Source organism: Mycolicibacterium chubuense (assembly GCF_001044255.1).
Taxonomy (GTDB): Bacteria; Actinomycetota; Actinomycetes; order Mycobacteriales; family Mycobacteriaceae; genus Mycobacterium; species Mycobacterium chubuense.
The window spans coordinates 290,770-316,978 of sequence record NZ_JYNX01000060.1 but is presented as its reverse complement, the minus strand read 5'-3'; the positions used below and the strand labels follow the sequence as shown (position 1 = coordinate 316,978).

The following is a 26,209-nucleotide window of genomic DNA, read 5'->3' as shown; positions in this document are numbered from 1 at the left end:
GCCGACGCAGGCGACCCTCCTGCCGCGGACACGCCGCGGCCGATCAGACCAGAGGAGGTGATGGGTTCCTATGCGTCCATACGAAATCATGGTCATTCTCGACCCCACACTCGACGAGCGCACCGTTGCTCCGTCGTTGGAGACGTTCCTGAACGTCATCCGCAAGGACGGCGGCAGTGTCGACAAGGTCGACATCTGGGGCCGGCGCCGGCTGGCCTACGAGATCGCCAAGCATGCCGAGGGCATCTACGCGATCGTCGACGTCAAGGCCGAGCCCGCGACGGTGTCCGAGCTCGACCGTCAGCTCAACCTGAACGAGTCCGTGCTGCGGACCAAGGTGATGCGGACCGACAAGCACTAAAGGGTGCCGATCGTCGGAGCCGCTGCGTAGGCTCGCGCCCAACGTCCGCTCACCTAGGAGGAACTCGTGGCTGGTGACACCACCATCACCGTCGTCGGAAACCTGACCGCCGATCCGGAACTGCGTTTCACGCCGTCCGGTGCCGCGGTGGCCAACTTCACCGTTGCGTCCACCCCGCGCATCTACGACCGGCAGAGCGGGGAGTGGAAGGACGGCGAAGCGCTGTTCCTGCGGTGCAACATCTGGCGCGAGGCCGCCGAGAACGTGGCCGAGAGCTTGACCCGCGGGTCGCGCGTGATCGTCACGGGCCGGCTCAAGCAGCGCTCCTTCGAGACCCGCGAGGGTGAGAAGCGCACGGTGGTCGAGGTTGAGGTCGACGAGATCGGGCCCTCGCTGCGCTACGCGACCGCGAAGGTCAACAAGGCCAGCCGCAGTGGTGGCGGCGGTGGCGGGTTCGGCGGAGGCGGAGGCGGTAACTCGTCCCGCGGCTCGGAGCAGCCCAAGGACGATCCGTGGGGCAGCGCGCCCGCGTCGGGATCCTTCGGCGGCGCCGACGAAGAACCGCCCTTCTGAGACAACAACATTCGGAAACATCCGAGTCATTTCAAGAAAGAGTCAAACCATGGCCAAGTCCTCCACGAAGAGGCGTCCGGCTCCGGAAAAGCCGGTCAAGACACGCAAGTGCGTGTTCTGCTCGAAGAAGGGGCAGAACATCGATTACAAGGACACCGCGCTGCTGCGCACCTACATCAGCGAGCGCGGCAAGATCCGTGCCCGCCGGGTGACCGGCAATTGCGTTCAGCACCAGCGGGATATCGCGATCGCGGTGAAGAACGCCCGTGAGGTCGCGTTGCTGCCGTTCAGCTCGTCGACGCGATAAGGACGAATGAGATGAAACTGATTCTGACTGCCGAGGTCGAGCACCTCGGAACGGCCGGCGACGCGGTCGAGGTGAAGGACGGCTACGGCCGCAACTATCTGCTGCCGCGCGGCCTGGCCATCGTGGCCACCCGTGGCGCGCAGCGCCAGGCCGAGGACATCCGGCGCGCCCAGGAGCTCAAGGGCGTCAAGAGCCTGGAGCACGCCAACGAGCTGAAGACGGCGCTCGAGGGTCTCGAGGGCGTCGAGCTGGCGGTCAAGACCGCCGGTGATTCGGGCAAGCTGTTCGGCTCGGTGACCGCGGCCGACGTCGTCGCCGCGATCAAGAAGGCCGGTGGACCGAACCTCGACAAGAGGACGGTGCAGCTGCCCAAGACGCACATCAAGACCGTCGGCACCCACCCCGTCACGGTGCGTCTGCACCACGACGTGGCCGCCACGGTGTCGCTGAGCGTCGTCGCCGGCTAGCCGCCCACGGCATTCACGGCCGGGTGGAGACCGCGAGGTCTTCACCCGGCCGTTGCTGTACGTATGGCGAACTCTTTGGGGCGAATCCTTCCCAGCGAACATAACCGGGTGTTAACCTGCCCGGCCCCGAAGCGAAACACAACACGCCCGAGAAGGAAACCGGCGACGACACGCCGACGAATTTCCCATCCACAGATCTCACCTCGGTCTATCGTGCGTCCATCTGCGGAAACAGGGCGGATGACAGTGTTGATCCACAGGTTCTCCCCAACCCCTCAACATGGCTCACCAGACCTATCCACACGCCATCCACAGGTCTGTCAACAAGCGGTGGTTGCGTCCGGCTCAGCAACGTCTAGCGTTGGCCGTCGCGGACGCAGTTGCGGGTGCCGACGGGGGTTTGTCGGATCCCGGACTTACAGTCGCAGCAGGACGCATGTCGAACGTGCGTTCGAGGTCGATTGAGGAGGGGTGAGGCACCGCGTGGCTGTCGTCGATGACTTGGGCCGGTCCGGAGACCACACGTCCATGGAGCCTCCTCCCAACGAGGAGTTCGGCCGGCAGCCACCCCAGGATCTCGCGGCCGAGCAGGCGGTGCTGGGCGGCATGCTGCTCAGCAAGGACGCCATCGCCGACGTGCTGGAGCGGCTGCGCCCCGGGGATTTCTACAAGCCCGCCAACCAACTCGTCTACGACGCGGTACTGGATCTGTACGGCCGCGGAGAGCCCGCTGACGCGGTCACGGTGGCCGCGGAGCTCGACCGCAAGGGGTTGTTGCGCCGGGTCGGTGGGGCGCCGTATCTGCACACGCTGATCTCGACGGTACCGACGGCCGCCAATGCCGGGTTCTACGCCGAGATCGTCTCGGAGAAGGCGCTGCTGCGCCGTCTGGTGGAGGCGGGCACCCGGGTGGTGCAGTACGGCTACGCCGGCGCCGAGGGCGCGGACGTCAACGAGATCGTGGACCGGGCGCAGGCCGAGATCTACGACGTCACCGAGCGACGGGCCACCGAGGACTTCGTGCCGCTCGAAGAGCTGCTGCAGCCGACGATGGACGAGATCGATGCGATCGCGTCGCAGGGCGGCATCTCGAAGGGTGTGCCGACCGGCTTCACCGAACTCGACGAGCTGACCAACGGTCTGCACCCGGGTCAGATGATCGTCGTGGCGGCGCGTCCCGGTATGGGGAAGGCGCTGTCGCTGGACACGCCGCTGCCGACGCCGACCGGGTGGACGACGATGGCCCAGGTCGCCGTCGGTGACGAGCTGATCGGGCCCGACGGGTTACCGACGCGGGTCGTCGCCGCGACGGCCGTGATGGAGGGGCGACCCTGCTTCGAGGTCGAGTTCTCCGACGGCACAGTGATCGTCGCCGACGCCGAGCACCAGTGGCTTGCTTCCGGCGCGATCCGCACCACTCGGGAGATCGCCGAGACGTTGTCGACCGGGTTCGTCCACTCGGTGACGAATGCGGCCGCGGTGCAGACTGCGGACGCCGAACTTCCGGTACCGCCGTACACGTTGGGTGCCTTGTTGGGCGACCCGGCGACCACCGACCCGGAGATCCTGATGCGGATCGAGGGGGAGGGGTCCAGTACGTCCGACGCGCGCGCCGGCACGCGCATCCCGGTCGAGTACCTGCGTGCCTCGGAGGCGCAGCGACGCTCCCTGCTCGCCGGCCTCCTCGACGCCCGCGGGACCGTGGCGGAGGACGGATCGGTGCTGCTCGGTGTCGCCGACGAGGGGTTCACTGAGGACGTTGCAGAACTCGTGGTGTCGCTCGGTTACCGGTGCGAGGCCGAGGCGACCGGCGGCATCGCGTTCATCGCGGCCGACAGCGTATTCCGGCTGCATCGAAAAGACCTGCTGCACAAGGAGCGTCGCTCGGTCGGCTCCGCGTCCCGGTTCATCGTCGACGTCCGACCCATCCCGAGTGTTCCGGTCCGATGCGTCGAGGTCGACAACGCCAGCCACATGTACCTGGCCAGCCGATCGATGATCCCCACGCACAACTCGACTCTGGGACTCGATTTCATGCGGTCGTGCTCGATCAAGCACCACCTGCCGAGCATCGTGTTCTCGCTGGAGATGAGTAAGACCGAGATCGTCATGCGCCTGCTCTCGGCCGAGGCGAGGATCAAGCTCGCCGACATGCGGTCGGGCCGGATGAGCGACGACGACTGGACGCGGCTGGCGCGGCGGATGAGTGAGATCAGCGAGGCGCCGCTCTACATCGACGACTCACCGAACCTGACGATGATGGAGATCCGGGCCAAGGCGAGGCGGCTGAAGCAGAAGGCGGACCTGCGTCTCGTCGTGATCGACTACCTGCAGCTGATGACATCGGGCAAGAAGGTGGAGTCACGTCAGCAGGAAGTGTCCGAATTCTCGCGTCAGATCAAGCTTTTGGCGAAAGAGCTCGAGGTCCCGGTGGTGGCGATGAGCCAGCTGAACCGTGGGCCCGAGCAGCGCACCGACAAGAAGCCGCAGCTGTCGGACCTTCGCGAGTCGGGATCGATCGAGCAGGACGCCGACATGGTGGTGCTGCTGCACCGCCCGGACGCCTTCGAAAGCGACGACCCGCGTGGCGGGGAGGCGGACCTGATCGTCGCGAAGCACCGTGCCGGCCCGACGCGCACGGTGACCGTGGCGCATCAGCTGCATCTGTCGCGGTTCGCCAACATGGCCAAGCAGTAGAAGCCGTTGTGACTTCTCATACTTCATGACCAAATCCCATCTGAAACGACCACCGAATGCCCAATTGGTCACGAAGTCTGAGACAGATTCGGGATGTCCGACGATCCTGTCCGTAGTCTTGGTCCGCCCTAGTTCAGGGTCAGCCCAGTGACGCCACCAGCGCGGAGTGATCGGTCTCTCCAGCGAGCCTTGGAGCGTGGTCGAACTCGCACGTGATCGCCTGCCGCGTGAGCTCGGGGGCGGCAAAGATGTAGTCCAGACGAAAGCCATTGTTGCCGGGGCAGCTGTACCACGAGTACTCACGTTGTCCAGGATGTAGCGATCTCCACAGGTCGGTGTACCCCGAGTCTATGAGTCGCCCAGGCATTTCCGGACCGATGAACTTGGATCCCTTCAAGTCCTTATCGAGATCGTTGTTGCCAGTGTTGAAGTCACCAATCAACAGGTCGATCCCGCTGATGCGGGCCTGAGCGATCAGCGTTTCCCAGTAGGGGAGCTTGGCGGTCTTCTGAGGCATGTAGACACCGCACACCAGCAGCCCGTTGACGTCTGCGCACAACAGATGTCGCGTGTCGATCCCTTCTCCAAGAGGGGAATTCGGCTGGTTGATGGCGTGTAGAGATGCGATGAGGACGGTATTCTGATTGGGCTCGGTGCTCGGATGTGTGGTGATATAGCCCTCAGCCTTTAGACGGCCGATCAGCCGCATGCCGGCGTCGCTGGTGCGGAACTCGGTGATCACAAGGAGGTCGGCGTCGTACCCGAGAAGTCGAGTCGCGAGAGCTTCCGCGGATCGGGTTCCGCCATGGCGAATGTTGAGAGTCGCTATCCGGTTGTTGATTACGTTTCTCCTATCGCCTGGTCCAGTGCTCCAGCAAGCTGATGGTCAGCGTGATGCCCAGGGGTTAGTCGCAGCTCGGGCACACTCCGGTCACTGATCGCTGAATGCCGCATGCGCAAAAGGCTCCCTCGCGTCGTACATCCTTGGAACGCGGGCCGGGGGGACGGCTTCGATTTACTGGGTGTTCGACGCACCAAGTTCCCCTGCGGGATCCGCTTTCTCGGCGATCAGCGGCGGGTCCCGCCATCCGGATAACTTCTTCTTCCGAAGAGAAGCCGTTCGTTGCTCCGTAGTAGATGTGGAGCGGCAGCCCACCGTCCCGTCTTGTTGCGATGACGTACGGCTTGCCAGGCTGGTTTATGTAGAGATACTCGGCGATGCCGACGGCGGTGGTGAACTCACGAATGAAGTCATGATTGGCGACCGGAACGCCGACGGCGGACAAGGCCGCTGTGAGCGAGGTCGATAGCGAGTCAGTATTGTTCAAGGTAGTCCTCTTTGGAATTGGTATCTGGTTGCGCAGCTCGGCTAATCGGACAACGCGTTTTGCACACGAACCCAGCTGTCGCGTACATGTTTGGCGGCATCGAGCAATGACGAACTGTCGGCTTCGCCCTCGACAGCTTCCGCAGCGGTGTAATTGCTTCGCACTGATGCGATGACGGCATCGAGATTCGCGATCGCGATCTGCAGTGACGCGAAGGCCTCCTCTGCCTCAATGTGCGCGACTGCCTCGTCTACCTCGGCCAGCATCTGGTCCGTGACGGCGTCTCCGTTGGCTTGGCGTAGAGCCTCGAGGGATTGGCGGATACCCGCATCGCCGTGGTTGCGCACGATCCACTCCGCGGTCACCTCCTCCGGGCGCGGAAACCCGGCAATGAGATCGAGGAGTTCGTCGGCGTCGGGGGTCTGTCCTTCTCCGCCGATGCGGGCGAGCATCCCGGTTTCCTTATCGAGGAAGAACTCGCCAATTTGCTCTTGGCCGCCGTCTCCCGTGGTTCCTAGCAGGGTGCCATGCATGAAGAACTCGGAGGGCTCATCCTCGATCGCCGGTTCGTCGTCATGCGTGAGGATGACGTCGCCAGCGCGAAGTATGGGGAGCGGCGACGCGGGCACCGACAGCTGAGCGGCGAGTGCGGCCACTGTCGATCTGATGTACGGGAACACGACCGGGGCGCCGACCTGTTCAACGAACTGAAACACGATGTCTGAGTGCCGTTTAGAGACCGGCACCGGCAGGTCGAAAACTGCTTCACCGTCGACCATGAAACTCCCGTAGGCATTACTGGTTTCCACTCGGGATCGCACCGCGAGTTGGGTGTCGTCCAAGCGAGCAGAGAAGCTCAGCGCCGCATCGTCGTCGGCTGAGTCTGGCGCGTGTAGCTCCTCCGGCGGCAGGTTGATCCCAGCCGGGTCCGGTCTAGTCATCCGGATGGCGGACATCTCGTGAATAACAATCTCGCCGAGGACTGCGAGGGCGACGAGCTGTTCTGCCGTTTCGATTTCTTCAGGCATTCTTGGCCTCTACTCGGCGACGCTTCGGCAGACGTGCAACATAGCGCTGCTCGGTCACTGTTGACTGGGAGGAAGTGGCAGGCGGGTGACGTGACTCAAGGGGAAGTGCCGGAAGGCCTGAGATGAGGGGTGAGGCAACGAGATGCGTTTCGTAGCCGAGGGCGCGCAAGTAGCGACCGACTGCCGCGATCTTCATGTTGCCGTCGCCGTTGATCACCTGTGAGACGCGCCCCTGCGTGACGCCGAGTTTGTCGGCGAGGGCCTTCTGGTCCATCTCGGAAGCGTCGAGTGCTTGTTGTAGTAGACGCATCACTTGACCAGCCAGGTCGGCCGCGGCGAGCCCTTGGGCGCCTTCATCTGTGGCGTTTTCCTCATCAATCAAGGTCTGGTCGGATCGGTTGGTCATGGGCGAGATCCTCCTTCCGCGTGTCACGGGACTCGAGAAGATCCTGCGCGAGTGTCCGCTGGCTGACTTTGGTGAACGCGTGTCCGAGCCGGATCTGTTGGTCGAAATAGGGGATATGCCAATACTGGCTGTTGGGTGCTTCGCTGTCAGCGTGAGAACGGATCGGAAGCTTCGGGGCGTATGCACCGTTGCCGTCTGTGTCGAAAAACGTCAGCCGTTTATCACCATGGCGAAACTCCCACACGCCGTCGTCAAGCGCATTGACCGCACTTCGGTAGACCGGCTCACCCGTGTTCGCCCAGTGGCGGATCGCATGGAGAAACCAGTGGTAATCGCTGATCTGCTCATCCAACGGAACGGACTCATCTGGGGCGCTCCAAGCACCCTTCTTCAGCGCGTCCAAGAACATGCCGGCGGGTATAACCCCGTCCTCGCGCACTGCGCAACCGACTTCATGGAACTGTCCCCTCACTATCATCCGCCGCTGCATCATCTTGTCCAAGACTTTAGTAAATACTAAAGTTGGATGCAAGCATCAGGTCGTTGAGGCGGTCGCGCACGCCGATTCTTCGGCGCCGCGTGAGGTCGCTGAACTTCGGACACTGCTTTCGGCGTGCCAGTCAGAACGTCGTCGCGCAATCGGTGCCATCGGGCCAGCGTCGTTGGTTAGGCAGTCTTTCAATGCCGGCCTTGGCGGAGACGTTTGCACTGGATGATTTCGGCACTGAGGGGCGTGTCGTTGATGGTGCGGGACGTGTGCCACTAGATCCTCGCAGGATCAGCGCTAGCGGTACCCGAGAAAAGCTGACGAGAAAACGTCTTTAAATACGATGTGGCACTGACATTTTCAGCGCCACTCTCCCGAAGAGACTGCTACGTAGCCGACCAACCGTTGCGTACGTCAACAGTAAGTGTTTGATCCCACGCTGCCCTCCAGGCGATTGTTAGTAATCACTATCAACAGTATTGATGGGCCTGGCTGTCAAGGTGGCGTTAACGTGCGACAGTCGGTATCGCCGGCTTCTCGTGCGATTCGTCCCGAGTGATCTAGGAGGAATGATTGCCCGCCCCAATTCCCACGGACCGCATTTTGGATGCGGTGCTCGCGGTGTGGCGGGAACACGGTTACGCCGCCACGACGGTCAAAATCGCACGGCGCGCCAACGTCGGAGAGATCACGCTGTACCGGCGTTTCGGAGATAAAGCGAGCCTGTTCGCGGCCGCACTCGCCGGGAGGCACAAGCTCTCGGTGAAGCCGCGCCGCAGTTCTCCGGAGACGTCGAGCGCAATCTGGTCGGTGTCGCGACCGCCTACGACGCGATGGTCATTCGAAACGCCGCGATCATCCTCGACTTCCTGCGATCAGCGCCACACATCGACAACCTTGCCAAAGCGCCCCCCTCGCCGGTCTTGCATGCCACCGCGGTCGCCCAACAGCTGGGGTTGATCAACGCCGAGCANTCGTCGCCATCGGTCGCCTTGCGCAATCCTCCAACAGCACCAGGCCGCAGGAAATCTCCGCGAAGGCGACCCCCTGCACAACCCGCCGAACTGCTGGGTCCCATACTGCTCAGGCGGCTTCTCGCAGGCGCGCAGCCGACCCTCGCAATGTCAAACGATTTCCCCTCGTTCGTGCAGCGATACCTGTACGGGCGCACGCCTTAAAGCGCCACTAGGAAATGAAGCGGCTTCTGAGACAAACCCCAATGGAAACGGCGTGAGACAGACTGGCGACGCCCAGGTCAGAAGACCGCGATATGACACGGAAATTGAGAACCTACACGGATTGCTTGACGTCGGTTGCCAGACCCGTGACATCTCCCGGCTGAGTTCCGCCGAAGGGTTGGTATTCGCGTGGTTTACGCCCGCTTCAATTGCCGGCTTTCACGGCCACGGTGCATGCTCCGCGTGAACCACGAGTGAACAGAAAGACCTGTCGTGGTGTGGACAGGATCCCCGCGCAGGCTGCGGAATGGGCACCGGGGTTCCGATGCGATCATCGCTCTTATTGCGCCGAGTTTGCGCCGCGGTCCGAGTTACGATTTGGCCTCGCTTGAAGACACGCAGTGATGACATGGCCGGTACTGCCCGGCACTTAAGGAGATCGCAGATGCCGGATAGCGGATTCCCGATGCCCGCGAACGAAGACAAGCGTATGCAGGTTCTCGCTGATTACAAGATCCTGGACTCGCTGCCGGAGCAGGCATACGACGACTTCGCGAAGCTGGCCTCGGCGATCTGCGGTACACCGATCGCGCTCATCACGTTGGTGGATGACCACCGTCAATGGTTCAAGGCCAAGGTGGGCCTAGGGGTCAGTGAAACACCCCGATCAGAAGCGTTCTGCGCGCACGCGATCATCGATCCTGGCCAGGTGATGACGGTTGAGGATGCCACCTTGGATGAACGCTTTGCCGCGAATCCACTGGTGACCGGCGATCCCGGGATCCGCTTCTACGCAGGCGCACCGCTTGTGGCACCAACCGGCGAGGCGTTGGGCACGATCTGTGTGATCGACCGCGAGCCGCGCAGTCTCAGCGAGACACAGCGAGAGGCGCTCGAAATTCTATCCCGCGAGATCATCGTGCAGCTCGAGCTGCGTCGAAGTATCTCGACACTCGAGCAGGCGGTTCTGGATCAGGAGCAGTACGTCGAACTCCTGCAGGAGTACCAGCGTGACATCGAGAAGGTGAGGGTGCACCTGGAGTCCCAATCGGTCACCGACGTGTTGACGGGCCTGAAGAACAGGCGTTCTTTCGACCTCACGGTTGAAGAGGAGTTCATGCGTGCGAAATCGAGGAGCACGACCCTGTCGTTGCTCATGATCGACGTCGACTACTTCAAATCCTTCAACGATGACTTCGGCCATCCTGCTGGCGACGAGGTGCTCCGGTCGGTCGCGCACCTCCTGCAATCAGAGGTGCGCGGTTCGGACACCCTGTTCCGTTACGGCGGAGAAGAATTCGCGGTGATTCTTCCTGAGACCACCTGCAAAGGCGCTTTTGTACTCGCCGAAAGGTTTCGGCGCGCGGTGCAGAGGGCGCCGTGGCCGAAGCGTGCGATCACGATCAGCGTCGGCGTGGCCGCGATCGACGCGGACACCGTCTCGCCGCGAGACCTTCTTCAATCAGCCGATCAAGCGCTCTACAGCGCCAAGCAGACCGGGCGCAATCGAGCGACAATGGCCGCCGGCAGGACGTGAGGGTCCGCGTCACAGGGTGACAACCCACTTTCCCGCCTGCTGCGGCCCTGTCCGGATTCCGGACCTTCCCCTTGGATCGGCGTGTCGATCAGACCGGGCGCGACGGTGTTCACCCGAACCCCTACGGCGTCGAGGTCGACAAGGGGAGCCATATGTACCCGGCCCATTGGACATTCGAGTGACATCTGGCGACTTACCAGGAAAGAACCTCTCGACGGCCCCTCTATCTATTCGACGGTGACCGACTTGGCGAGGTTGCGCGGCTTGTCCAGGTCGTAGCCACGGGCCTGTGCCACCCCGGCGGCGAAGACCTGCATGGGGACCGTCGACAGCAGCGGCGGGAAAAGATTTAATACAGAGGGGATTTCGATCAGATGATTCGCGTATGGAGCCACCGTGTCGTCGCCTTCTTCGGCGATGACGACGGTGACCGCCCCCGCGAGCCTGGACCTCCCTGATGTTGCTCAACAGCTTGGCGTGCAGCGTCGCGGTGCTCTTCGGTGACGGCATCACCACGATCACCGGCAAGTCGTCCTCCATCAGCGCGATCGGACCGTGCTTGAGCTCACCGGCGGCGAATCCCTCGGCGTGCATGTACGCCAGTTCCTTGAGTTTCAGCGCGCCTTCGAGCGCCACCGGGTAGCCGACATGACGTCCCAGGAACAGCACGGCCGAGGAGCCGGCGAACCGGCGCGCCAGCTCGGTGACCGAATCCATGCACGTCAGCACCCGCGCTACCTGCTCGGGCATCGCCTCCAGGCGAGTCCCACAAAGTAATTGGCGGTCAGTTGCGCCAGGAACGTCTTGGTGGAGGCCTCCCCGATCTCCGGGCTGGCACGGGTGTAGAGCACCGCATCGGCCTCGCGCGGAATCTGGCTGCCGTTGGATGGGGCGGGCGGGCCGGTGCCCCACATAACCGACGATTGCACACATGAACGCATGTCCTCCCGGGCAGGCTCAGCGGCGCGCCAGCCAGGCGGCCAGTCGCGTGATACCTCGTTCGGCCTCGTCGTCGGTGACGAGCGTCGTGTAGTCGATGCTCAGCCCGCTGTACGTTGCCGACGGGTCGTCGACGACGTTGAGCGTTCGGCTCTGGTGGCGCAGGACGGCTCGGGCCATGTCGGAGAAGGACATCTTCTGCGGGCCGCCGATGTTGTGAATGGTGTTGAGCGGCTCGTCGACGGCAATGCGGGCCAGGATTGCGGTGACCTCGGCGGAGTCGATGGTCTGGATGAGGGCCTCCGGGGCTCGCAGCTCGTCGCCGACGATCAGGGATTCGGTGATGGGTTCAGCCAGTTCGTGGAATTGCGTGGCCCGCACAACCGTCCAGGGAACCCCCGATGTCACGGCGGCGCGCTCCTGGGCGATCTTGCCGCGGATGTATCCGGCTTTGGGGGCCATGTCGTCGGCGCCGACGATGGACAGCACGACGTAATGTCCGACGCCGGCCTTGGCGGCGGCAGCGGACAGGTTGGCTGCGGTCTGCTGAAAGAACGCTTCGGCGGAGTCGTCGGGGGTGGCGGAGTTGATCACGTCGATGATGACCTCCGCGTCGGCGAGCGCCTCGTCGAGACCCTGCCCGGTGAGCAGGTCGACACCGGAGTCGCGGGAGGCAGCGGTGACGTCGTGACCTCGGCTGCTGAGCAGGGGGACGAGTTGGCGGCCGATCAGGCCGGTGGCGCCGATCACGGTGATGCTCCTCGTAGGTTCGGCCATCGCCGTGCTGCCTTTCTCTCGGGGTGAATCGGTTGGATACGTTGCGAGATCGGTCTTCTGGCTTACGCGATAGGCGGTGCCGCTGTCGGATTCGTGAAGTGAGCTCATAGGACGGCGGCACCGCCGTCGACAAGAAGAGTGGCGCCGGTGATGTAACTCGCGCGCGGTGAGGCCAGAAATACGGTGGCCTCGGCGATATCGGTGGGCTCGACGACGCGCCCCAGCGGGCTCGGCCTTTCCCCGGTGACGACGCTGTTGATCCGGATGCCGTCGGCCCCGAATTCTGCGGCCCAGGTACGCGTCAGCGCCGTGACGGGCGCGCCGGTTCCGGACACGACGTTGACGATGGCCCCTCCGCCGTGGCGGACCATGCCCGGCGCGATGGTGGCCACCAGGAAGTACAACCCGGTGAGCTGATCGATATCCGTGACGGCGGCATTGTTGATCAGGATGTCGACGGGCATCTGACGCGCCAGATGGTCGACGGTCGCCAGGTCGGTCAGGTCGGCGGCGATGAACCGCGTACCGCCGCCGATGTGGGAGGCCGCGATCTTCCCCGCGACGGGGTCACGGCCGCTGACCACGACGTGCGCGCCGGCGTTCCTGAGCAGCCGTGCGACGGCCAGTCCCGGGCCTGAGGTCCCGTCGGTCACCAGGGCCGCGCATCTCTGAAGTTCCGGAGCGATCATCGCCTGCCTTCATCTGTTGCACCGTGCTTGGACGACAATGGACAACGATGGCAGTCGTCGCGCCGGAAAGGACCACGGAAAACCCGTAGTCCTTCGGTAGGTCGGCATCCGGCGGCGTGACATGACAGGATTTGCTCGTACTGCGGCCGGGGGCGTTGGCTGCATCCGGCGTTCCAGACAGGTGGTCAACTCGATCGTGACGGCGATCCCCGACCCGAGCACCGCGGCGCTCGCCGGCCGCGACCTCGAATGTCGGGCGCTGGGGGACCTGGTGGATGCGCTGCGGTCGGGGCGCAGCGAGGTGCGGGTGCTGCAGGGGGAGGCCGGCATCGGCAAGACGGCGCTGCTGCGTTATCTGCGGGAGTACGCCGCGAACTGCACGGTGTTGAGCGCGGTCGGTGTCGAATCGGACATGGACTTGGCTTTCGCCGGCCTGCAACAGTTGTGCGCGCCGGTGCTGCACCACCGAGCCGGTTTGTCGCAGCCGCAGCGCGACGCGCTCGAGCAGGCCTTCGGCCTCAGTTCCTTCGGGATCGCACCCGACCGGTTCCTCGTCGGATTGGCGGTGCTGGGACTGCTGGCCGCCGCTGCTGCGGACCGGCCGGTGCTGTGCGTGGTCGACGATGTGCAGTGGCTGGATCAGGTCTCGGCGCAGACGCTGTTCTTCGTCGCGCGCCGGTTGCAGGCCGAATCGGTGGGATTGGTTTTCGCGCTGCGCAGTCCGATCGACGGCACTGCGGGGCTGCCGACCCTGATCGTGGGCGGGCTCGACGATCGTGATGCACGCAGCTTGCTGGAGTCGGCGTTTCCGGGACGTCTCGACGCGGCAGTCGTCGACCGAATCGTCGCAGAATCGCGGGGAAACCCGTTGGCACTGCTGGAGTCTCCGAAGTACGTCGATGCCTTCGACGCGCCCGCCGGCACCCAGCGGGTGCCGGTGAGCGCCGGCGTCGAGCAGCATTACCGACAACTGATCAATGATCTGCCCGTCGAGACACGGATGTTTCTCCACGTGGCAGCCGCGGAACCCGTCGGTGACCCGGCACTGCTGACCCGGGCGCTGGCACACCTCGGTCTCGAAATCTCGGCGATGGCGCCCGCCCAGGACGCCGAATTGATCCACGTCGACACCCGCGTGCAGTTTCACCACCCGCTCGCGCGCTCGGTCGCCTACCGGTCGGCGAGTCTCGAGCAGCGCAGGGCCGCCCACGGTGCACTGGCGGCGGTCACCGACCCCCTCGTCGATCCGGACCGGCGGGCCTGGCATCGGGCGCTGGCCGTCGCATCCGTGGACGAGGACGTGGCTCTCGACCTGGAGCAGTCCGCAGATCGCGCCCGCCAGCGAGGCGGAACCGCCTCGGCCGCAGCATTTTTGACTCGTGCGGTTGAGTTGACCCCGGATCCGGCACAGCGCAGTGTGCGTGCGCTGGCCGCAGCGGAGGCGCATCGTGAGATCGCCTCGTTCGATACCGCCCGCCACCTGCTGGCGACCGCCGAACGTGGCCCGCTGTCGGGCCTGCAGCGGGCGCGGTTGGGCCAATTGCGCACCAGACTCGAGTTCGCGGGCGCGCGCGCCAGCGGGGACGCCGAGACCCTCGCCGAGGCCGTCACGCAGTTCACCGCCGTGGCGCGGCAATTGGAGGCACTCGACGCCGAACTGGCCGTCGAGGCGTACCTGGAGGCGCTCTGCGCGGCGATGTACGTCGGGCGCAGCGCACCGACGTTGATCGCTGACGTTGCCGCCTCCGCTCGTGCGGCCCTGACCACTTCAGAGCCGCGGACCCCGATCGAACTTCTCACCCGAGCGCTGGCGGAGCGGTTCGCCATCGGTGCCGCGGAGGCGATGCCCGCCATGCGCCGCGCCCTGGAGGCGATCAAGGAGTCGGCGCGGGCCGGTGGCGCAGGGTGGTTCTGGCGGGGATTTCCCATCGCCCACGAATCACTGATTCACGAGACCTGGGATGACGGATGGCAGGAGGTCGCGTCGTATGCCGTCCGCTCGGCGACCGGCAGCGGCGCGCTGGCTCTGGTTCCGGCCGCGTTGTCGTCCCGCGCCGGCGCCCACGTCGAACTTGGTGAACTGGCCTCGGCCAGCTCACTTATCGCCGAAGCCAACGATCTGTCGATCGCCATCAATTACACGCCGTTGAAGTATCACCGCATGGTGGTGGCGGCCTGGCAGGGTGACGAGTCCGAGGTCACCCGGTTGGCTACGGCGGCCATCGAGTCCGGCCGCACGCGCGGTGAGGGCCGGGTCGCCGGGCTGGCCCACTACGCCACCGCCGTGGTGAACAACGGCCTTGGTCGGTACGCCGTGGCGCTGGGCGCGGCACGAACTGCCCTCGAATACGACGATTTCGGATTCCGCAGCGGGTTGTTGGTCGAGGCGGTCGAAGCCGCTGTCCGGGCCGACGATCGTGTGTTCGCCCAGCAGGTTCTCGGCCATCTGCAGGAGCGGGCCCGAGCGGCGGGGACACCGCGAGCGTTGGGCGCGCTGGCCCGCTCGCGCGCCCTGCTGAGCGACGGCCGGCAGGCTGAGGCGCTGTACCTGGAATCGATCACCCACTTCGAAGCGACGAACCAACTGATCCACCTGGCCCGGGCCCGTTTGGTGTACGGCGAGTGGTTGCGCCGCAACGCGCCTGCCACCATCGCACGCGAGCCATTGCGGATCGCCCACCAGGCTTTCGTTCAGATGGGCTCAGCAGCGTTCGCCGAACGGGCCCGCCGCGAACTTCAGGCCGCCGGACAGAAGATCCGCAAGCAACCCACCAGCGCCGGTGAGGAACTGAGCCCGCAGGAGCACCAGATCGCCGAGCTGGCTGGCCAAGGTCTGACCAATCAGGAGATCGCGGGCCAGCTGTTCATCAGCGCGCACACCGTGGAGTGGCATCTGCGGAAGGTGTTCACCAAGTTGGGTATTCGCTCCCGGCGTGACCTCCGGAGGAGGCTCGGCTAGCCGGCTGGGCCGGGTGCTTCCAGCGGCAGGCACACGATGAAGCGGGTGTCACCCGGTGCCGACTGCACGGATATGCGGCCGCGGTGCCGGTCCACGACGATGCGGCGCGCCAGATCCAGACCCAGGCCCGGCCCTTCGCCCACGGGTTTGGTGGTGAAGAACGGGTCGAAGATCCGGCCGAGGATCTCTTCGGGGATGCCGGGTCCGTCATCGCAGATCTCCACCCGGATCATCGAATCACGTTCCCGCCGGGTGCGCACCGTCAGTGTGCCGCGTCCGCGCATCGCGTGCAGCGCGTTGTCGATCAGGTTGGTCCACACCTGGTTCAGATCAGCTGGATAACAGGACAATTCCGGTAGTGAGTCGTCGAGGTCCTTGATCAGGGTGACGGGCTTCCCGGCCATCGCGATCTTGTCGCCGAACATCAGCACGGTGCTTCGCAGCATCTCGTGGACGTCGATGCACTGGTAGGGGCCGCGGTCCATCTGGGAGTAGGGCTTGGCGCCGTCGACCAGGGTTGCGATGCGTGCGGTGGCCTCGGCGATCTCCCGGGTCCGCATCTCGATATCGATGATGTTCTCGAGCCAGTGGATCGCGCTCTGCAGCGACGATTGCGTAGCGGCGGCGATACGGTCCAACCAGCTCTCGTCGAGACCGGCCTCGACGAAGGTCGAGGCGTAGCGCCAGCTGTCCCCGATACCGTGACTCGCGAGCCAGTCGTCAAGCGCATCCTCACGATCCGCGGCTTGCAGTGGCGACAGTGTCGCCTCGGTGGCCAGCAGTGCGGTGATCTCGTCCTGAATGGCGAGCAGCCCGCTCAGTGCCTGCGGAGCGGCGACGGCGAGCAGCCCGAGATGGCGGTGCGCGTCAGCCATGCTGTCCCGCAGGTCTGCCACCGCTCGTATGGCGGCCGCCGCGGGGTTGTTGAGCTGATGGGTGAGTCCCGCCGTGATGGTCGCCAGCGCGTGGTGCTTCTCCTGGAGCCCCAGCAGCTGACGCTGCCGCAGACCGCCGGTGACGCTGCTCTCGAGCAGGTGGACCGCCACCGGCCATACCGTCCGGGTGAACCGCGTGAAGAACCCCGTCCCGACCACGAACAGTCGCGACGGTCGTGTCACCCGCACCGACACGTCGTACACCTGGACGGTATCGGAGAGGGCACCGAAATACGTTCCCCGCTCGGATGTCCGGTGGAGCTCGACGTCACTGTCGCCGGACCGTTTCGACACCACCACGTCACCGCCGTCGAGCAGTACGTAGAAGAACTGCGCCGGCGCTCCTTCGCGGCACACCGGTCCCGCCGCAGCTGTGGTGCAATGGCCGTTGCCGCACAGCGCATCGAGCTGCTCATCGGTGAGGAACTTGAAGAGGAACACGGTCCGGAGCTCGTCGATGAGGCTCTGCGGGGCACGCCGCGGCGGTGGGCCCAGTTCGTGTCGCCACCCCGAGACCGGCTGACCGGTGGTCGATGACAGCGCGTCATCCATGCCGGTTGAGGCCGCATTGGTCGTCGAATTCCATCATTCTCCTTTCAGACGGCGGTGCCGCCGCCGTCCACGTGCAGCGTGGTTCCGGTGATGAAACTGGCTCGTGGCGAGGCGAGGAAGTAGATCGCCTCGGCGATCTCGGCGGGATCCGCCGTGCGCCCGAGTGGCAGCGCGCGCCCGAGTTCCTCGTTGGTGTCACCCCATTCGGCTGCGACACCCTCGGTGGTCGTCGGGCCGGGCGCCACGTTGTTGACCCGGATGTGGTGCGGGCCGAACTCGACGGCCCACGTTCGCGTCAACTGCTCGACCGCTGCCTTGGACGCGCTGTACACCGACGCGCCCGGAACACCTTTGGACGCCACCATGGAGGTGACGTTGACGATGGAACCGCCACCGCGATGGATCATGGTGGGCACCGTTGCGGCTACCAGGAAGTAGAGGCCGCGCACGTTGGTGGCGAAGGTGTGCCCGAACTCGTTCTCGTCCTGGTCGACGGTCAGGCTGGCCGGGAAGCGTGCGGCGTTGTTGACCAGGATGTCGGGCTCGTGATTGCGGGCCAGTCTCCCCACACCGGCCGGGTCGGCCATGTCCACGGCGACGAATTGTGCCGCCGGCCCGAGGGCTTCCCGTGCCTGCTGTCCGCGTTCGAGGTTGCGTCCGGTGATGATGACCGAGGCGCCCGCGTGCACCAGCCGGTGGGCCGTCGCGAAGCCGATCCCGGCGGTGCCACCGGTGACCAGTGCGGTTCGGCCAGCAAGCTCACTCATCGGTCCGGCGTGGTCACCGTCGGGGTAGGAGACGACGTCAGACATCGACTCTTCCCTTCTTCAGGTTCTTCTGGCGCTTTCCGCCGTGGGGCCAGAAGTAGCTGCCCGGTTTGCGGGCCTCCTCGGACAGGAACGACAGGGTGCCCTTGCACACCGCCTCTTTGATGGTGGCGGCGAGGTGGCCGCTGAGGTGCATCGGCAGAGCGACGTCGTTGAAGTGCGACATCTGGATGGTGCCGGCGTGGCGGCCCAGGCTGATGCACTGACCTACCGAGGCCGGGTTCAGGGCCGTGGGTTCCCTGCCCTGCAACCGAGCCAGGACGGTATCGGCGGCGTGCGAGGCCAGCGGCATCGCGAGCTGACAGCTCATCCGCAACGGCTGCGCCGACGGGGATGCCGCATCGCCGGCCGCGATGATCGAGGGATCGTCGACACTGGTCAGGGTTTCGTCTGTCACCAGCCGGCCGAGCCGGTCGGTGGACAGGCCGCTGTCAGCGGCCAGGGTGGGAACAATGAAGCCGGCGGTCCAGACCGTCGCCGCACTCGGCAGATCGGTGCCGTCGCGCAGAGTCACCCGGTCCTCGCCGACCTGCGTGACCGTGGCGTTCTCGACCACGCGGACCCCGAGTTTCGTCAACTGCCTGGCCACCGACTTGCGTCCGCCCTTGGCCAGTGATGGGCCCAGTGCACCGGTGACCAGGGTCACGTTGCGTCCGGCCTCGGCAAATTCTGAGGCAGCCTCGATCCCGGTCAGCCCGCCGCCCACGACGACGATCGGGGCCTGCAACGGGACATCGGCCAGGCGGGCGGCCAGGCGTTGCGCTGCCTCTAATTCGCCTAGTGGATAGACGAATTCGGGCGCACCAGGGACTGCGGCGGGCATCGGTGCGGTGCTGCCCACGGCGTAGATCAGGAAGTCAAAACTCAGGGAAGCGCCGGAGATCAGCCGCAGTTGGTGAGCGGCGGCGTCAATGAGTTGAGCGCTGTCGACCACCAGGTTCGCGCGATCGGTGAGGATAGCCGAATAAGACTCGACGGCATCATCGTTGCCGGCAACCAATTGATGCAGCCGGATTCGTTCGACGAAGATGGGGCGCGGATTGACCAGGGTGATGTCGATGTCGGCGCGCTGGCTGAGGCGGTTGGCGGTCAGAACGCCGGCATAGCCGCCGCCGACGATGACGACTCGGGTGGCGGAGCCGCCACCGAGAACTGATGTGTCCTTCATGTCTTCGACGATGGCACCCAAGGCCCCGGTCAGGGACCACGGAAAACCCGTAGTCTTCGTCCGGTCTACGTGCGGTTTCGTGGGCGGACCACGACGTTCGCGTGCGCCGGCGAGCACAAGGTGCTCCGTAACCCCAAGTCAGCGGGCTACCCACCCTTGGAGGGGCTCGAGGTACACGACGCGCCCGACCATCGGGGCTGTTGTCTGTCGCTCGAGAACGGGCCGTCTCCCGACGCGGCTGATCAACTGGCAGCCGCGCTGAGCTCGTCGATCTGTTCGGGTGTCAGCTGCACGTCAGCGGCAGCCATGTTCTCTTCCAGATGCGTGCGGCGCGATGTGCCGGGGATGGGCAGCATCGCCGGTGAGACATGCAACAACCAGGCGATGGCCACCTGGCCCACGGTGCACTGGTGAGCCCGGGCGATGTCGTCGAGCGCTTGGTGGGCCGCAGCGAGCCCGCCCTGCGCCACCGGCGCCCAGGGAATGAACGCGAGCCCGTCGCGTTCGCACACATCCAGAATGTCTTTGGCGCTCCGGTCGATGACGTTGAACCGGCTTTGGACACTCACGATGTCGGCGATCTGCCGCGCCTCGTCGAGCTGCGCCACGGTGCACTGCGACATGCCGATCTCGAGGATTTTGCCCTCGTCCTGGAGCGCCTTGAGTTCACCGATCTGATCGGCCAACGGCACTTGAGGGTCCACCCGGTGCAGCTGCAAGAGGTCGATCTGATCGACTCCCAATCGACGCATGCTCATCAGGACCTGCTGCCGCAGGTATTCGGGTCGTCCGACCGGTGGCCACGCCGCCGGCCCGAGGCGTTTCGGCCCGGCGTCGGTGTCGATGACGTCAGGTCCATTTCGGGTCAAGCCCGCCTTCGTCGCGATGACGACGTCATCGGGGTAGGGATGCAGCGCCTCATACAGGATCTGTTCGGCGACATGCGGTCCGTACGAGTCGGCCGTGTCGATGAACTGCACACCGAGGTCGACCGCCCGACGGGCCACGGCGATGCATTCATCGCGGTCCTGGGGCTCACCCCAGATGCCGCGGCCCGTGAATCTCATCGAACCGAAACCCAAGCGCGATACCTTCTTGCCGCCGATACTGATCGTCTGCGGGTCCACGTTCACCATTGCGATTTCTCCATTTCACTGCGTTTCCACTGTTGTTCGTGAGCGGGGTGCTCGCGGGAGGCCCGCGCCACCGCGCCCAGGTCAGGTTCCGTGCATCGATCTGACGGGTGTCGCCGGGCCCGGCTCCGGCGAGGAGGGCCGTGACCGGGCGGCCGCGTCGAATTCACCGAACATCCTGGTGAAGTACGTCGGCTGCTCCTCAGCCACCCAGTGGCCGCAGTCCGGGACAAGCTGGCCTGTCACCGAATCAGCGACCTCTTCACACATCGACCGGAAGTTTCCGGCGAGAGGATTGGAGGCACCTCCCGACGCCAACACCGGGATGGTGAGCTTGCCGTGCCTGCGCAGCGCGGTGCGGTTGTCGTCGGCGTCGCGGTCGAGTTCCCGGTAGATCTCACACAGTGCCCGCATGGCTCCCGGGGCTTCGAAAGCGCGGGCGTAAACGTCGAGGTCATCGTTGGAGATCGCATCCGGTTGGTAAGCCAACTTGTCGAAGAATCGGTTGATGTACCACCGCTCGCGTCCATGGGTGAGGTACACCGCGATATCCGGGTTGGCGTGAAAGGAGAACTGCCACGCCGACTTCTGAGTCACGCGCCAGTCGTAGTAGGCGGTGCCCGGCAGCGGAGCTTCCATGAAGGTGGCGCTGACGACATCGTCGCGGTACCGCAGCGCGTAACTCAGCGCCAGTGTCGACCCGAGATCATGACCGACAAGTGAGATGGGCTCCGCCACGCCCAGGGTCTCGCGGACGAGGCTGTGAACATCACCGGCCATGGTCCACTTGTCGTACCCGTCACGCGGCTTGTCGGAGGCGCCGGCGCCGCGGTAGTCGGGCATGATCACCCGGTACCCGGCTGCCGCCAGCGGCATCATGACCTTGCGCCACTCGTATCGCGTTTGGGGGGCGCCGTGGAGGAGTACGACTGTCTTGGTGGCGTCAGGGGGAGTGACAACCGTATAACCGATGCGAACCGTCTCATCCGGGTCGACCCAGGCCCGGCCGTGGCGGACATCGATACCGCTCGCTGTGGTCATCTTCTTGGTGCCTCTCGGAATGATCGCCCGTTTCGACCTCGACTGTGGACAGCGCGCACGAGGTGGTGCAAAGTTGGTTTCGCCAACTGAAACCAATGAGGTGTGATGTCAGGGCCCCGGAAGTCGCCGAAACCCGCCCAACCGGACCTTCTCCGGAGGCCGCTACTGGTGCTCGAAACGCTTGCCGCCATGGAACAGCCCGCAAGTCTCCTGGCGATCGCGGCGGCCGTCGGCTTGTCCAAAGCCGGCGCGTACCGCGTGTTGCGCACGCTGCAGGACGAGGGCTACGTCGACCATGCCGGCCGCCAGGGCTACCGCATAGGGAGCCGCTCGCTCGCGTTGGCCTCGCTGGTGGGGCCACGCCCCGCGTTGCTCCAACGTGCGCGTCCCGTGCTGTTCAGACTGGCCGCCATGGCTCAGGCGACCGCAACGATGCATCTTCGCAGCTGCGAGCATCGAGTCCTCGTGCTCGGCACCGAACAAGTTACCGAGCCGCAGAAGAAGCGCGTCCACATCGGTGAGCGGGCACCACTCACCTCCGGTTGCAGCGGCCGCGTGATCTTGGCGCACCTGCCTGTGGATGAGGCCGACGCGGTGGTGGCGCAACACACGTTCACCAACAGTCGCGCAAAGCTCGAACGGGAGCTCGATATCATCCGCGCCGACGGCTATGCCCTGTCGTTCAGCGAGAATCACCTGTCCCTCAACGGGATCGGTGCAGCCCTGCTCGACCTGGACACCGGCTACCCGCTCGGGTCGATCGCCATCGCCGGACCCGACGACCGACTTTCGGAGGGAACACTGCGGACGCTCGCGCGGCCGTTGATCGCCGCGTGCGACGGGCTCGCACCACACTTGACGGCCTTGCTCGGACCGAAATCGTCGGCGCGCCGTGAATCCCTTGATGTCACCATCCAGGACATGGTGGCGGCTGCTCGCGGCTGACGCTCTGAAGCCTCGCTTGTCCCTATGACACCGCGCATGGTTGCACCAACTGAAACTTAGGTGGCGGCCGTCCTGCGTGCCGACTGACAGTGAAGCCATGCCGGCCGCAACGATGCGTCTGGACCGTCGCCGCTCAAGGACAGAACATGACCGATCAGTCCCTCAAGGATCGAACATCCGCAGAAGCGGACGAATGGCTCCGGCTGTACTACTTTGTGCGCGCACTGGTTTCCCTCGTCTGGGTCACCGCCGTCGTGATCATCGGCCCCAGATTCTCGTTCGTGGCTGGGGTACTACTGCTGATCTACCCGGCGTGGGACGGATTGGCAAACGTCATCGATGCACGGCACAACGGAGGTTTGCGCCGGAATCGCACCCAGGCGTTCAACACGGCCGTCAGCTGTGTGGCCACCCTGGCCGTGGCTTTCGGGTTGGCGGTGAGCATGAACGTGGTGCTCGGGGTCTTCGGCGTCTGGGCGAGCCTGTCGGGGCTGCTGCAGCTGGCAACTGCTGCGCGCCGATGGAAACATGTTGGCGCACAATGGGCGATGATCCTCAGCGGTGCGCAGTCCGGGGTCGTCGGTGTGATGTTCCTCTGGAAGGCCGCGGGGCCGACGACGCCCAGCGCTACCGATATCGCACCGTATGCCGCATTCGGCGCCCTGTACTTCTTGCTGTCGGCAGCCTCGTTGAGCGTGACGCGCGCGCGCCGGCGACGACTTGACTCCCGAGAGGAGATCTCATGAAGACAATGCTGATCACCGGAGTCAGCAGCGGCTTGGGGCGCGCGTTCGCGGTCGCCGCATTGGCAGTGGGACATCGCGTGGTAGGCACGGTGCGTAAGCCACGAGATGCCACGGTGTTCGAGGAGTTCACGGCAACGGATCGGGGGCACGCCTACGTGCTCGACGTGACGGACGACGCGGCCGTCTTTGCGGCGGTCGCGGATGTCGAAGCAACGGTGGGCCCCCTCGACGTTGTCATCGCCAACGCAGGCTACGGCGTGGAAGGGGTTTTCGAGGAGACCTCCCTGTCACAATGGCGGGCGCAGTTCGCCACCAACGTTTTCGGTGTCGCGGCGACGTTGCAGGCTTCGTTGCCGTTCATGCGGGCCCGCGGCTCTGGGCACCTGATGGCGGTGACCTCGATGGGCGGACTGATGGCGGTTCCGGGGATGTCGGCCTACTGTGCGAGCAAGTTCGCCGTTGAGGGCATGCTGGAAAGCCTTCGTAAAGAGGTCTCCACGTTCGGGATCCGAGTCACCGCCATCGAACCGGGGTCGTTCCGCACCGATTGGGCCGGTCGCTCGATGACGCGTGCCGGCCGCACTATCGCTGATTACGACACGGTGTTCGATCCCATCCGCGCCGCGCGACTCGCGGCCAGCGGCAACCAGCTGGGTGACCCGGAGAAAGCAGCCCAGGCAGTGCTGAAGATAGTCGCCATGGCCGATCCGCCGGCGCACCTGGTGCTGGGCTCTGATGCCCTGCGCCTGATCGGCGAAGCCAGGGCCGCCGTCGACGAAGACATCAGGACATGGGAAAGCCTCTCCCGCAGTGCCGATTTCGATGACGGCGCACAAATGACCACCGGCTAGACGGGGTTTCATCAGGTGAAGTCGTGGCGGGTGCGATGCGGCGGTCGGTGACGGCGTTCTTCATGACCGGCCACCAGTCGGCTCGAGTCAATGTCTCGACATGTGATCCCGCAGATGACCCGACGGCAGCGCATCCCAGCCGGGGTCGGCGGGAAGGTCGATGCCGAACTGATTGGCGAAGATGTCGGCGATCAGCTCGTAGCACGCACCTATGCGGACGACCTCCATCGTGGCGAAGTCGATCATGGTCGACGACCGGCGGTAGAGGTGGTACTTCCGCAGTCCGTGGTCCACGACCAGATCAACCGCGTCGACGATGGGCTCTTCGATGTCCTGCACACGGAATTTCGTCCCGGCGCCCGTGAGGTTCGCCGACGAACCAAGCAGCGGCGTGCCGTTTGCGTGCGCGAGCCGGACCACCGCATCTTGAAGCGCACCGCCGTTGATGAGCATCGCGAGAGTGTCGTCGACTGTGCTTGCCGCCAGTGTCTCGGGTTCAACGGCAGCCACAACGGGGTGGGTGGCCTCGTAGGGTCCGACCACAGCCAGGGGAAGCCCCGCATCGAGCACGACTGCGTCGACCATGTCCTGTTCTCGTCGACCGAGTTCGTGAATCTCGCGGTGCAGGTCGTAGTTGCCCGCCATCGCATGTCGTTTGTGCGGTGCCCGTCGCTTGGCCCGGAAGAGTCGAAGCAATGCCTCAGAGGATGAAGCGATCGCTCCGTAGCCGATGTCGCTCGGCATGATCACGGCGCCGCCGGCGGTAACCGTGTCGTAGATGCGCTGCGCGTCGCCGGGAATGTCGTATCTGCTCATGGGTCCTCCGCCCGCCGAACCTCGCTCGTGTCCTGAGTCAACAGTGGACAGCCATCGTGAGTCGACACAAGCGTGGTTTCGCGACGTGAAACCAACAAGGCGCGATGACGAATACGGGGGTCTGTCGCTGACACCGGTCAGGTGTCGAAATCTGCACTCCGAGAGAGAATCTCGTTCGCCCGGATATCGATGAGGCTCTGCTCCAGCGTATCGACCACGGCCTCGTATCCGCCGTTGCCGAGGACCAGCCGACGGGGAGGAGGGTCCTGATCCATCGCCGCGATCACCGCGCGGGTACCGCGGCGTGGATCGCCGGGCTGCACACCGTCCATACCCACGAACGTTGCGCGGACCTGCTCGAGCATCTCGTGGTACTCCGGAATCGTCTCCGCCACCGGCTCGTCGGCGAAGCCTGCGTAGGCGTTCGTGCGGAACGCACCCGGTTCGACCGCCAGCACGGAGATGCCCTGCGCGGCGACCTCGTCGCGCAGCGTCTCGGTGATGGCTTCGACGGCGAACTTCGTCGCGCTGTAGTAGCCGAATCCGACCGCCGGCACGAGACCGGCTACCGAGGAGACATTCACGATCCATCCGTCGCCGCGGGCGCGCATCCCCGGCAGCACCGCGCGCGTCACCGACAGCACCGCGAAGAAGTTCAGCTCGAACATCGCTCGCACCGAGGATTCGTCCATGCCCTCGATCGATCCGAACCAACCGCGGCCGGCGTTGTTGACCAGCACATCGATACCGCCGAAGTGCTCCTCGGCCGCGCGCACCCCGCGCAGCACCTGCGCGGCGTCGGTGACATCGAGCGGAACGACGAGAACGCGGTCACCGTAGGGCTCCGCCCACTTAGCCAGCTCCTGCGGGCGCCGTGAGGTGAGTACCACCCGGTCTCCGGTCTCGAGTGCGGTCTCGGCGAACGCCATCCCGAAGTTGCCGGGGGTGCCTCCGGTGATGAACCAACGCCGCGTCATGGCTCGATCACCACGCGGCTGATCGCAGCGCCGTCGAGGGTGAAGCGGTAGTGCAGGTCAGCGACCCCGCCCGGGAAGTCGCCCTCCAGGTGCTGTTGGACGTCGACACCTGCTTCGGTCGCGGTCGCGCCGGTGAATGCGGTGGTGTAGGTGTACTCGGCGGCCGCGGTCGACACCCAGGCCCCGATCTCGTCATGTCCTCTGTAGTCATGGCCTTCGTCGGTCACCACGGCATCGGTGGTGAGCGTGGCCAACACTGTGTCCACCTCACGGGTGTCGAGAGCGGTCATGAACGTTTGTATGGTGTCCGGGAGTGCATCCCATTCTGTGGTCATGACCCCACGGTGGATGTTCCCCCAAGGGGAAGGTCAAGCCCGCGACCAAAATGATCGGACGTGTGCCCGCAATGTTGACCTTCCCCCAGGGGGAAACTGCACGATGGCCTCACCCGATAAGGCGGGGCGGCGCATTGCAGAGGAGGATGC

25 protein-coding genes and 2 pseudogenes are annotated in these 26,209 nt (G+C 64.9%); 11 read left to right on the top strand and 16 right to left on the bottom strand.

Annotated features, from left to right (window positions below; translation table 11 throughout):
• The first annotated feature begins 70 nt into the window (after positions 1-70).
• The 5 genes from rpsF (at position 71) to dnaB (ending at position 4,405) form a co-directional block, all read left to right on the top strand.
• Positions 71-361 (top strand): 30S ribosomal protein S6, encoded by a 291-nt coding sequence (gene rpsF, locus MCHUDSM44219_RS22330; protein ID WP_003931678.1) that lies wholly within the window; start codon positions 71-73, stop codon positions 359-361.
• 66 nt (positions 362-427) lie between these two features.
• Complete coding sequence (locus MCHUDSM44219_RS22325; protein ID WP_048420388.1) at positions 428-934, top strand: single-stranded DNA-binding protein; 507 nt, start codon at positions 428-430, stop codon at positions 932-934.
• A 49-nt stretch (positions 935-983) separates the two neighbouring features.
• Positions 984-1,241, top strand: coding sequence for a 30S ribosomal protein S18 (gene rpsR / locus MCHUDSM44219_RS22320; RefSeq protein WP_043403642.1), 258 nt, complete (start codon positions 984-986; stop codon positions 1,239-1,241).
• Between the two features lie 11 nt (positions 1,242-1,252).
• Positions 1,253-1,708 carry a 50S ribosomal protein L9 gene (gene rplI, locus MCHUDSM44219_RS22315; protein ID WP_048420387.1) on the top strand — a complete coding sequence of 152 codons (456 nt, stop codon included), beginning with the start codon at positions 1,253-1,255 and terminating at the stop codon, positions 1,706-1,708.
• A gap of 528 nt (positions 1,709-2,236) precedes the next feature.
• Positions 2,237-4,405 carry a replicative DNA helicase gene (gene dnaB, locus MCHUDSM44219_RS22310; protein ID WP_413783633.1) on the top strand — a complete coding sequence of 723 codons (2,169 nt, stop codon included), beginning with the start codon at positions 2,237-2,239 and terminating at the stop codon, positions 4,403-4,405.
• A 139-nt stretch (positions 4,406-4,544) separates the two neighbouring features.
• Here the strand turns inward: dnaB and MCHUDSM44219_RS22305 are convergent, their stop codons facing one another.
• The 4 genes from MCHUDSM44219_RS22305 to MCHUDSM44219_RS22295 form a co-directional block, all read right to left on the bottom strand.
• Positions 4,545-5,219 carry an endonuclease/exonuclease/phosphatase family protein gene (locus tag MCHUDSM44219_RS22305; protein WP_236695561.1) on the bottom strand — a complete coding sequence of 225 codons (675 nt, stop codon included), beginning with the start codon at positions 5,217-5,219 and terminating at the stop codon, positions 4,545-4,547.
• Between the two features lie 555 nt (positions 5,220-5,774).
• The gene (locus MCHUDSM44219_RS22300; protein WP_236695553.1) at positions 5,775-6,761 is read right to left on the bottom strand and encodes a hypothetical protein; all 987 of its coding nucleotides are present in this window, start codon (positions 6,759-6,761) and stop codon (positions 5,775-5,777) included.
• Positions 6,754-7,167, bottom strand: coding sequence for a type II toxin-antitoxin system RelB family anti-toxin (locus MCHUDSM44219_RS29165; RefSeq protein WP_082162335.1), 414 nt, complete (start codon positions 7,165-7,167; stop codon positions 6,754-6,756). Before MCHUDSM44219_RS29165 ends, MCHUDSM44219_RS22300 begins: the two co-directional genes overlap by 8 nt.
• Complete coding sequence (locus tag MCHUDSM44219_RS22295) at positions 7,136-7,669, bottom strand: hypothetical protein (protein ID WP_048420385.1); 534 nt, start codon at positions 7,667-7,669, stop codon at positions 7,136-7,138. The genes MCHUDSM44219_RS29165 and MCHUDSM44219_RS22295 overlap by 32 nt, the downstream gene beginning before the upstream one ends.
• A gap of 597 nt (positions 7,670-8,266) precedes the next feature.
• Between MCHUDSM44219_RS22295 and MCHUDSM44219_RS31770 the strand changes: the two genes are divergently transcribed.
• A complete protein-coding gene (locus tag MCHUDSM44219_RS31770) occupies positions 8,267-8,614 on the top strand; it encodes a helix-turn-helix domain-containing protein (RefSeq protein ID WP_413783637.1) in 348 nt (115 codons plus the stop codon).
• A gap of 663 nt (positions 8,615-9,277) precedes the next feature.
• Positions 9,278-10,369, top strand: coding sequence for a GGDEF domain-containing protein (locus MCHUDSM44219_RS22290; RefSeq protein WP_048420384.1), 1,092 nt, complete (start codon positions 9,278-9,280; stop codon positions 10,367-10,369).
• Positions 10,370-10,404: 35 nt separating this feature from the next.
• On the opposite strand, the pseudogene MCHUDSM44219_RS29605 reads toward MCHUDSM44219_RS22290, so the two are convergent.
• The 4 genes and pseudogenes from MCHUDSM44219_RS29605 to MCHUDSM44219_RS22275 form a co-directional block, all read right to left on the bottom strand.
• Positions 10,405-10,506, bottom strand: a pseudogene (locus tag MCHUDSM44219_RS29605) (3-hydroxyacyl-CoA dehydrogenase); the annotation flags it as partial.
• Positions 10,507-10,596: 90 nt separating this feature from the next.
• A pseudogene (locus MCHUDSM44219_RS22285) lies at positions 10,597-11,256 on the bottom strand (SIS domain-containing protein); the annotation flags it as partial.
• A 70-nt stretch (positions 11,257-11,326) separates the two neighbouring features.
• The gene (locus tag MCHUDSM44219_RS22280) at positions 11,327-12,085 is read right to left on the bottom strand and encodes an SDR family oxidoreductase (protein WP_048420508.1); all 759 of its coding nucleotides are present in this window, start codon (positions 12,083-12,085) and stop codon (positions 11,327-11,329) included.
• 104 nt (positions 12,086-12,189) lie between these two features.
• Positions 12,190-12,738, bottom strand: a complete 549-nt coding sequence (locus MCHUDSM44219_RS22275) for an SDR family NAD(P)-dependent oxidoreductase (protein WP_053081349.1) — start codon at positions 12,736-12,738, stop codon at positions 12,190-12,192.
• A gap of 217 nt (positions 12,739-12,955) precedes the next feature.
• Between MCHUDSM44219_RS22275 and MCHUDSM44219_RS22270 the strand changes: the two genes are divergently transcribed.
• Positions 12,956-15,733 carry a helix-turn-helix transcriptional regulator gene (locus tag MCHUDSM44219_RS22270; RefSeq protein ID WP_236695552.1) on the top strand — a complete coding sequence of 926 codons (2,778 nt, stop codon included), beginning with the start codon at positions 12,956-12,958 and terminating at the stop codon, positions 15,731-15,733.
• Here MCHUDSM44219_RS22270 and MCHUDSM44219_RS22265 read toward each other — a convergent pair.
• The 5 genes from MCHUDSM44219_RS22265 to MCHUDSM44219_RS22245 form a co-directional block, all read right to left on the bottom strand.
• Positions 15,730-17,220, bottom strand: coding sequence for an ATP-binding protein (locus MCHUDSM44219_RS22265; protein ID WP_082162331.1), 1,491 nt, complete (start codon positions 17,218-17,220; stop codon positions 15,730-15,732). The genes MCHUDSM44219_RS22270 and MCHUDSM44219_RS22265 overlap by 4 nt on opposite strands.
• A gap of 44 nt (positions 17,221-17,264) precedes the next feature.
• Positions 17,265-18,032 carry an SDR family NAD(P)-dependent oxidoreductase gene (locus MCHUDSM44219_RS22260; RefSeq protein ID WP_236695551.1) on the bottom strand — a complete coding sequence of 256 codons (768 nt, stop codon included), beginning with the start codon at positions 18,030-18,032 and terminating at the stop codon, positions 17,265-17,267.
• Positions 18,025-19,215, bottom strand: coding sequence for an NAD(P)/FAD-dependent oxidoreductase (locus tag MCHUDSM44219_RS22255; RefSeq protein ID WP_048420504.1), 1,191 nt, complete (start codon positions 19,213-19,215; stop codon positions 18,025-18,027). The genes MCHUDSM44219_RS22260 and MCHUDSM44219_RS22255 overlap by 8 nt, the downstream gene beginning before the upstream one ends.
• A gap of 242 nt (positions 19,216-19,457) precedes the next feature.
• Complete coding sequence (locus MCHUDSM44219_RS22250) at positions 19,458-20,351, bottom strand: aldo/keto reductase (protein ID WP_048420382.1); 894 nt, start codon at positions 20,349-20,351, stop codon at positions 19,458-19,460.
• A gap of 81 nt (positions 20,352-20,432) precedes the next feature.
• Complete coding sequence (locus MCHUDSM44219_RS22245; protein ID WP_082162330.1) at positions 20,433-21,389, bottom strand: alpha/beta fold hydrolase; 957 nt, start codon at positions 21,387-21,389, stop codon at positions 20,433-20,435.
• A gap of 105 nt (positions 21,390-21,494) precedes the next feature.
• Between MCHUDSM44219_RS22245 and MCHUDSM44219_RS22240 the strand changes: the two genes are divergently transcribed.
• The 3 genes from MCHUDSM44219_RS22240 to MCHUDSM44219_RS22230 all read left to right on the top strand — a co-directional run bounded on the left by MCHUDSM44219_RS22240 (position 21,495) and on the right by MCHUDSM44219_RS22230 (position 23,931).
• A complete protein-coding gene (locus MCHUDSM44219_RS22240; RefSeq protein WP_048420381.1) occupies positions 21,495-22,334 on the top strand; it encodes an IclR family transcriptional regulator in 840 nt (279 codons plus the stop codon).
• Positions 22,335-22,480: 146 nt separating this feature from the next.
• Positions 22,481-23,080 (top strand): hypothetical protein, encoded by a 600-nt coding sequence (locus MCHUDSM44219_RS22235; RefSeq protein WP_048420380.1) that lies wholly within the window; start codon positions 22,481-22,483, stop codon positions 23,078-23,080.
• Positions 23,077-23,931, top strand: coding sequence for an oxidoreductase (locus tag MCHUDSM44219_RS22230; protein ID WP_048420379.1), 855 nt, complete (start codon positions 23,077-23,079; stop codon positions 23,929-23,931). Before MCHUDSM44219_RS22235 ends, MCHUDSM44219_RS22230 begins: the two co-directional genes overlap by 4 nt.
• A gap of 87 nt (positions 23,932-24,018) precedes the next feature.
• Here MCHUDSM44219_RS22230 and MCHUDSM44219_RS22225 read toward each other — a convergent pair whose 3' ends face one another.
• From MCHUDSM44219_RS22225 to MCHUDSM44219_RS22215, 3 genes are all read right to left on the bottom strand, one after another.
• On the bottom strand, positions 24,019-24,747 hold the full coding sequence (locus MCHUDSM44219_RS22225; RefSeq protein WP_048420378.1) for a Sua5/YciO/YrdC/YwlC family protein: 729 nt from the start codon (positions 24,745-24,747) through the stop codon (positions 24,019-24,021).
• A gap of 137 nt (positions 24,748-24,884) precedes the next feature.
• On the bottom strand, positions 24,885-25,724 hold the full coding sequence (locus tag MCHUDSM44219_RS22220) for an SDR family NAD(P)-dependent oxidoreductase (protein ID WP_048420377.1): 840 nt from the start codon (positions 25,722-25,724) through the stop codon (positions 24,885-24,887).
• Entirely contained in the window at positions 25,721-26,014 is a 294-nt protein-coding gene (locus MCHUDSM44219_RS22215) for a hypothetical protein (protein WP_109777903.1), read from the bottom strand. Before MCHUDSM44219_RS22215 ends, MCHUDSM44219_RS22220 begins: the two co-directional genes overlap by 4 nt.
• Positions 26,015-26,209 lie beyond the last annotated feature (195 nt).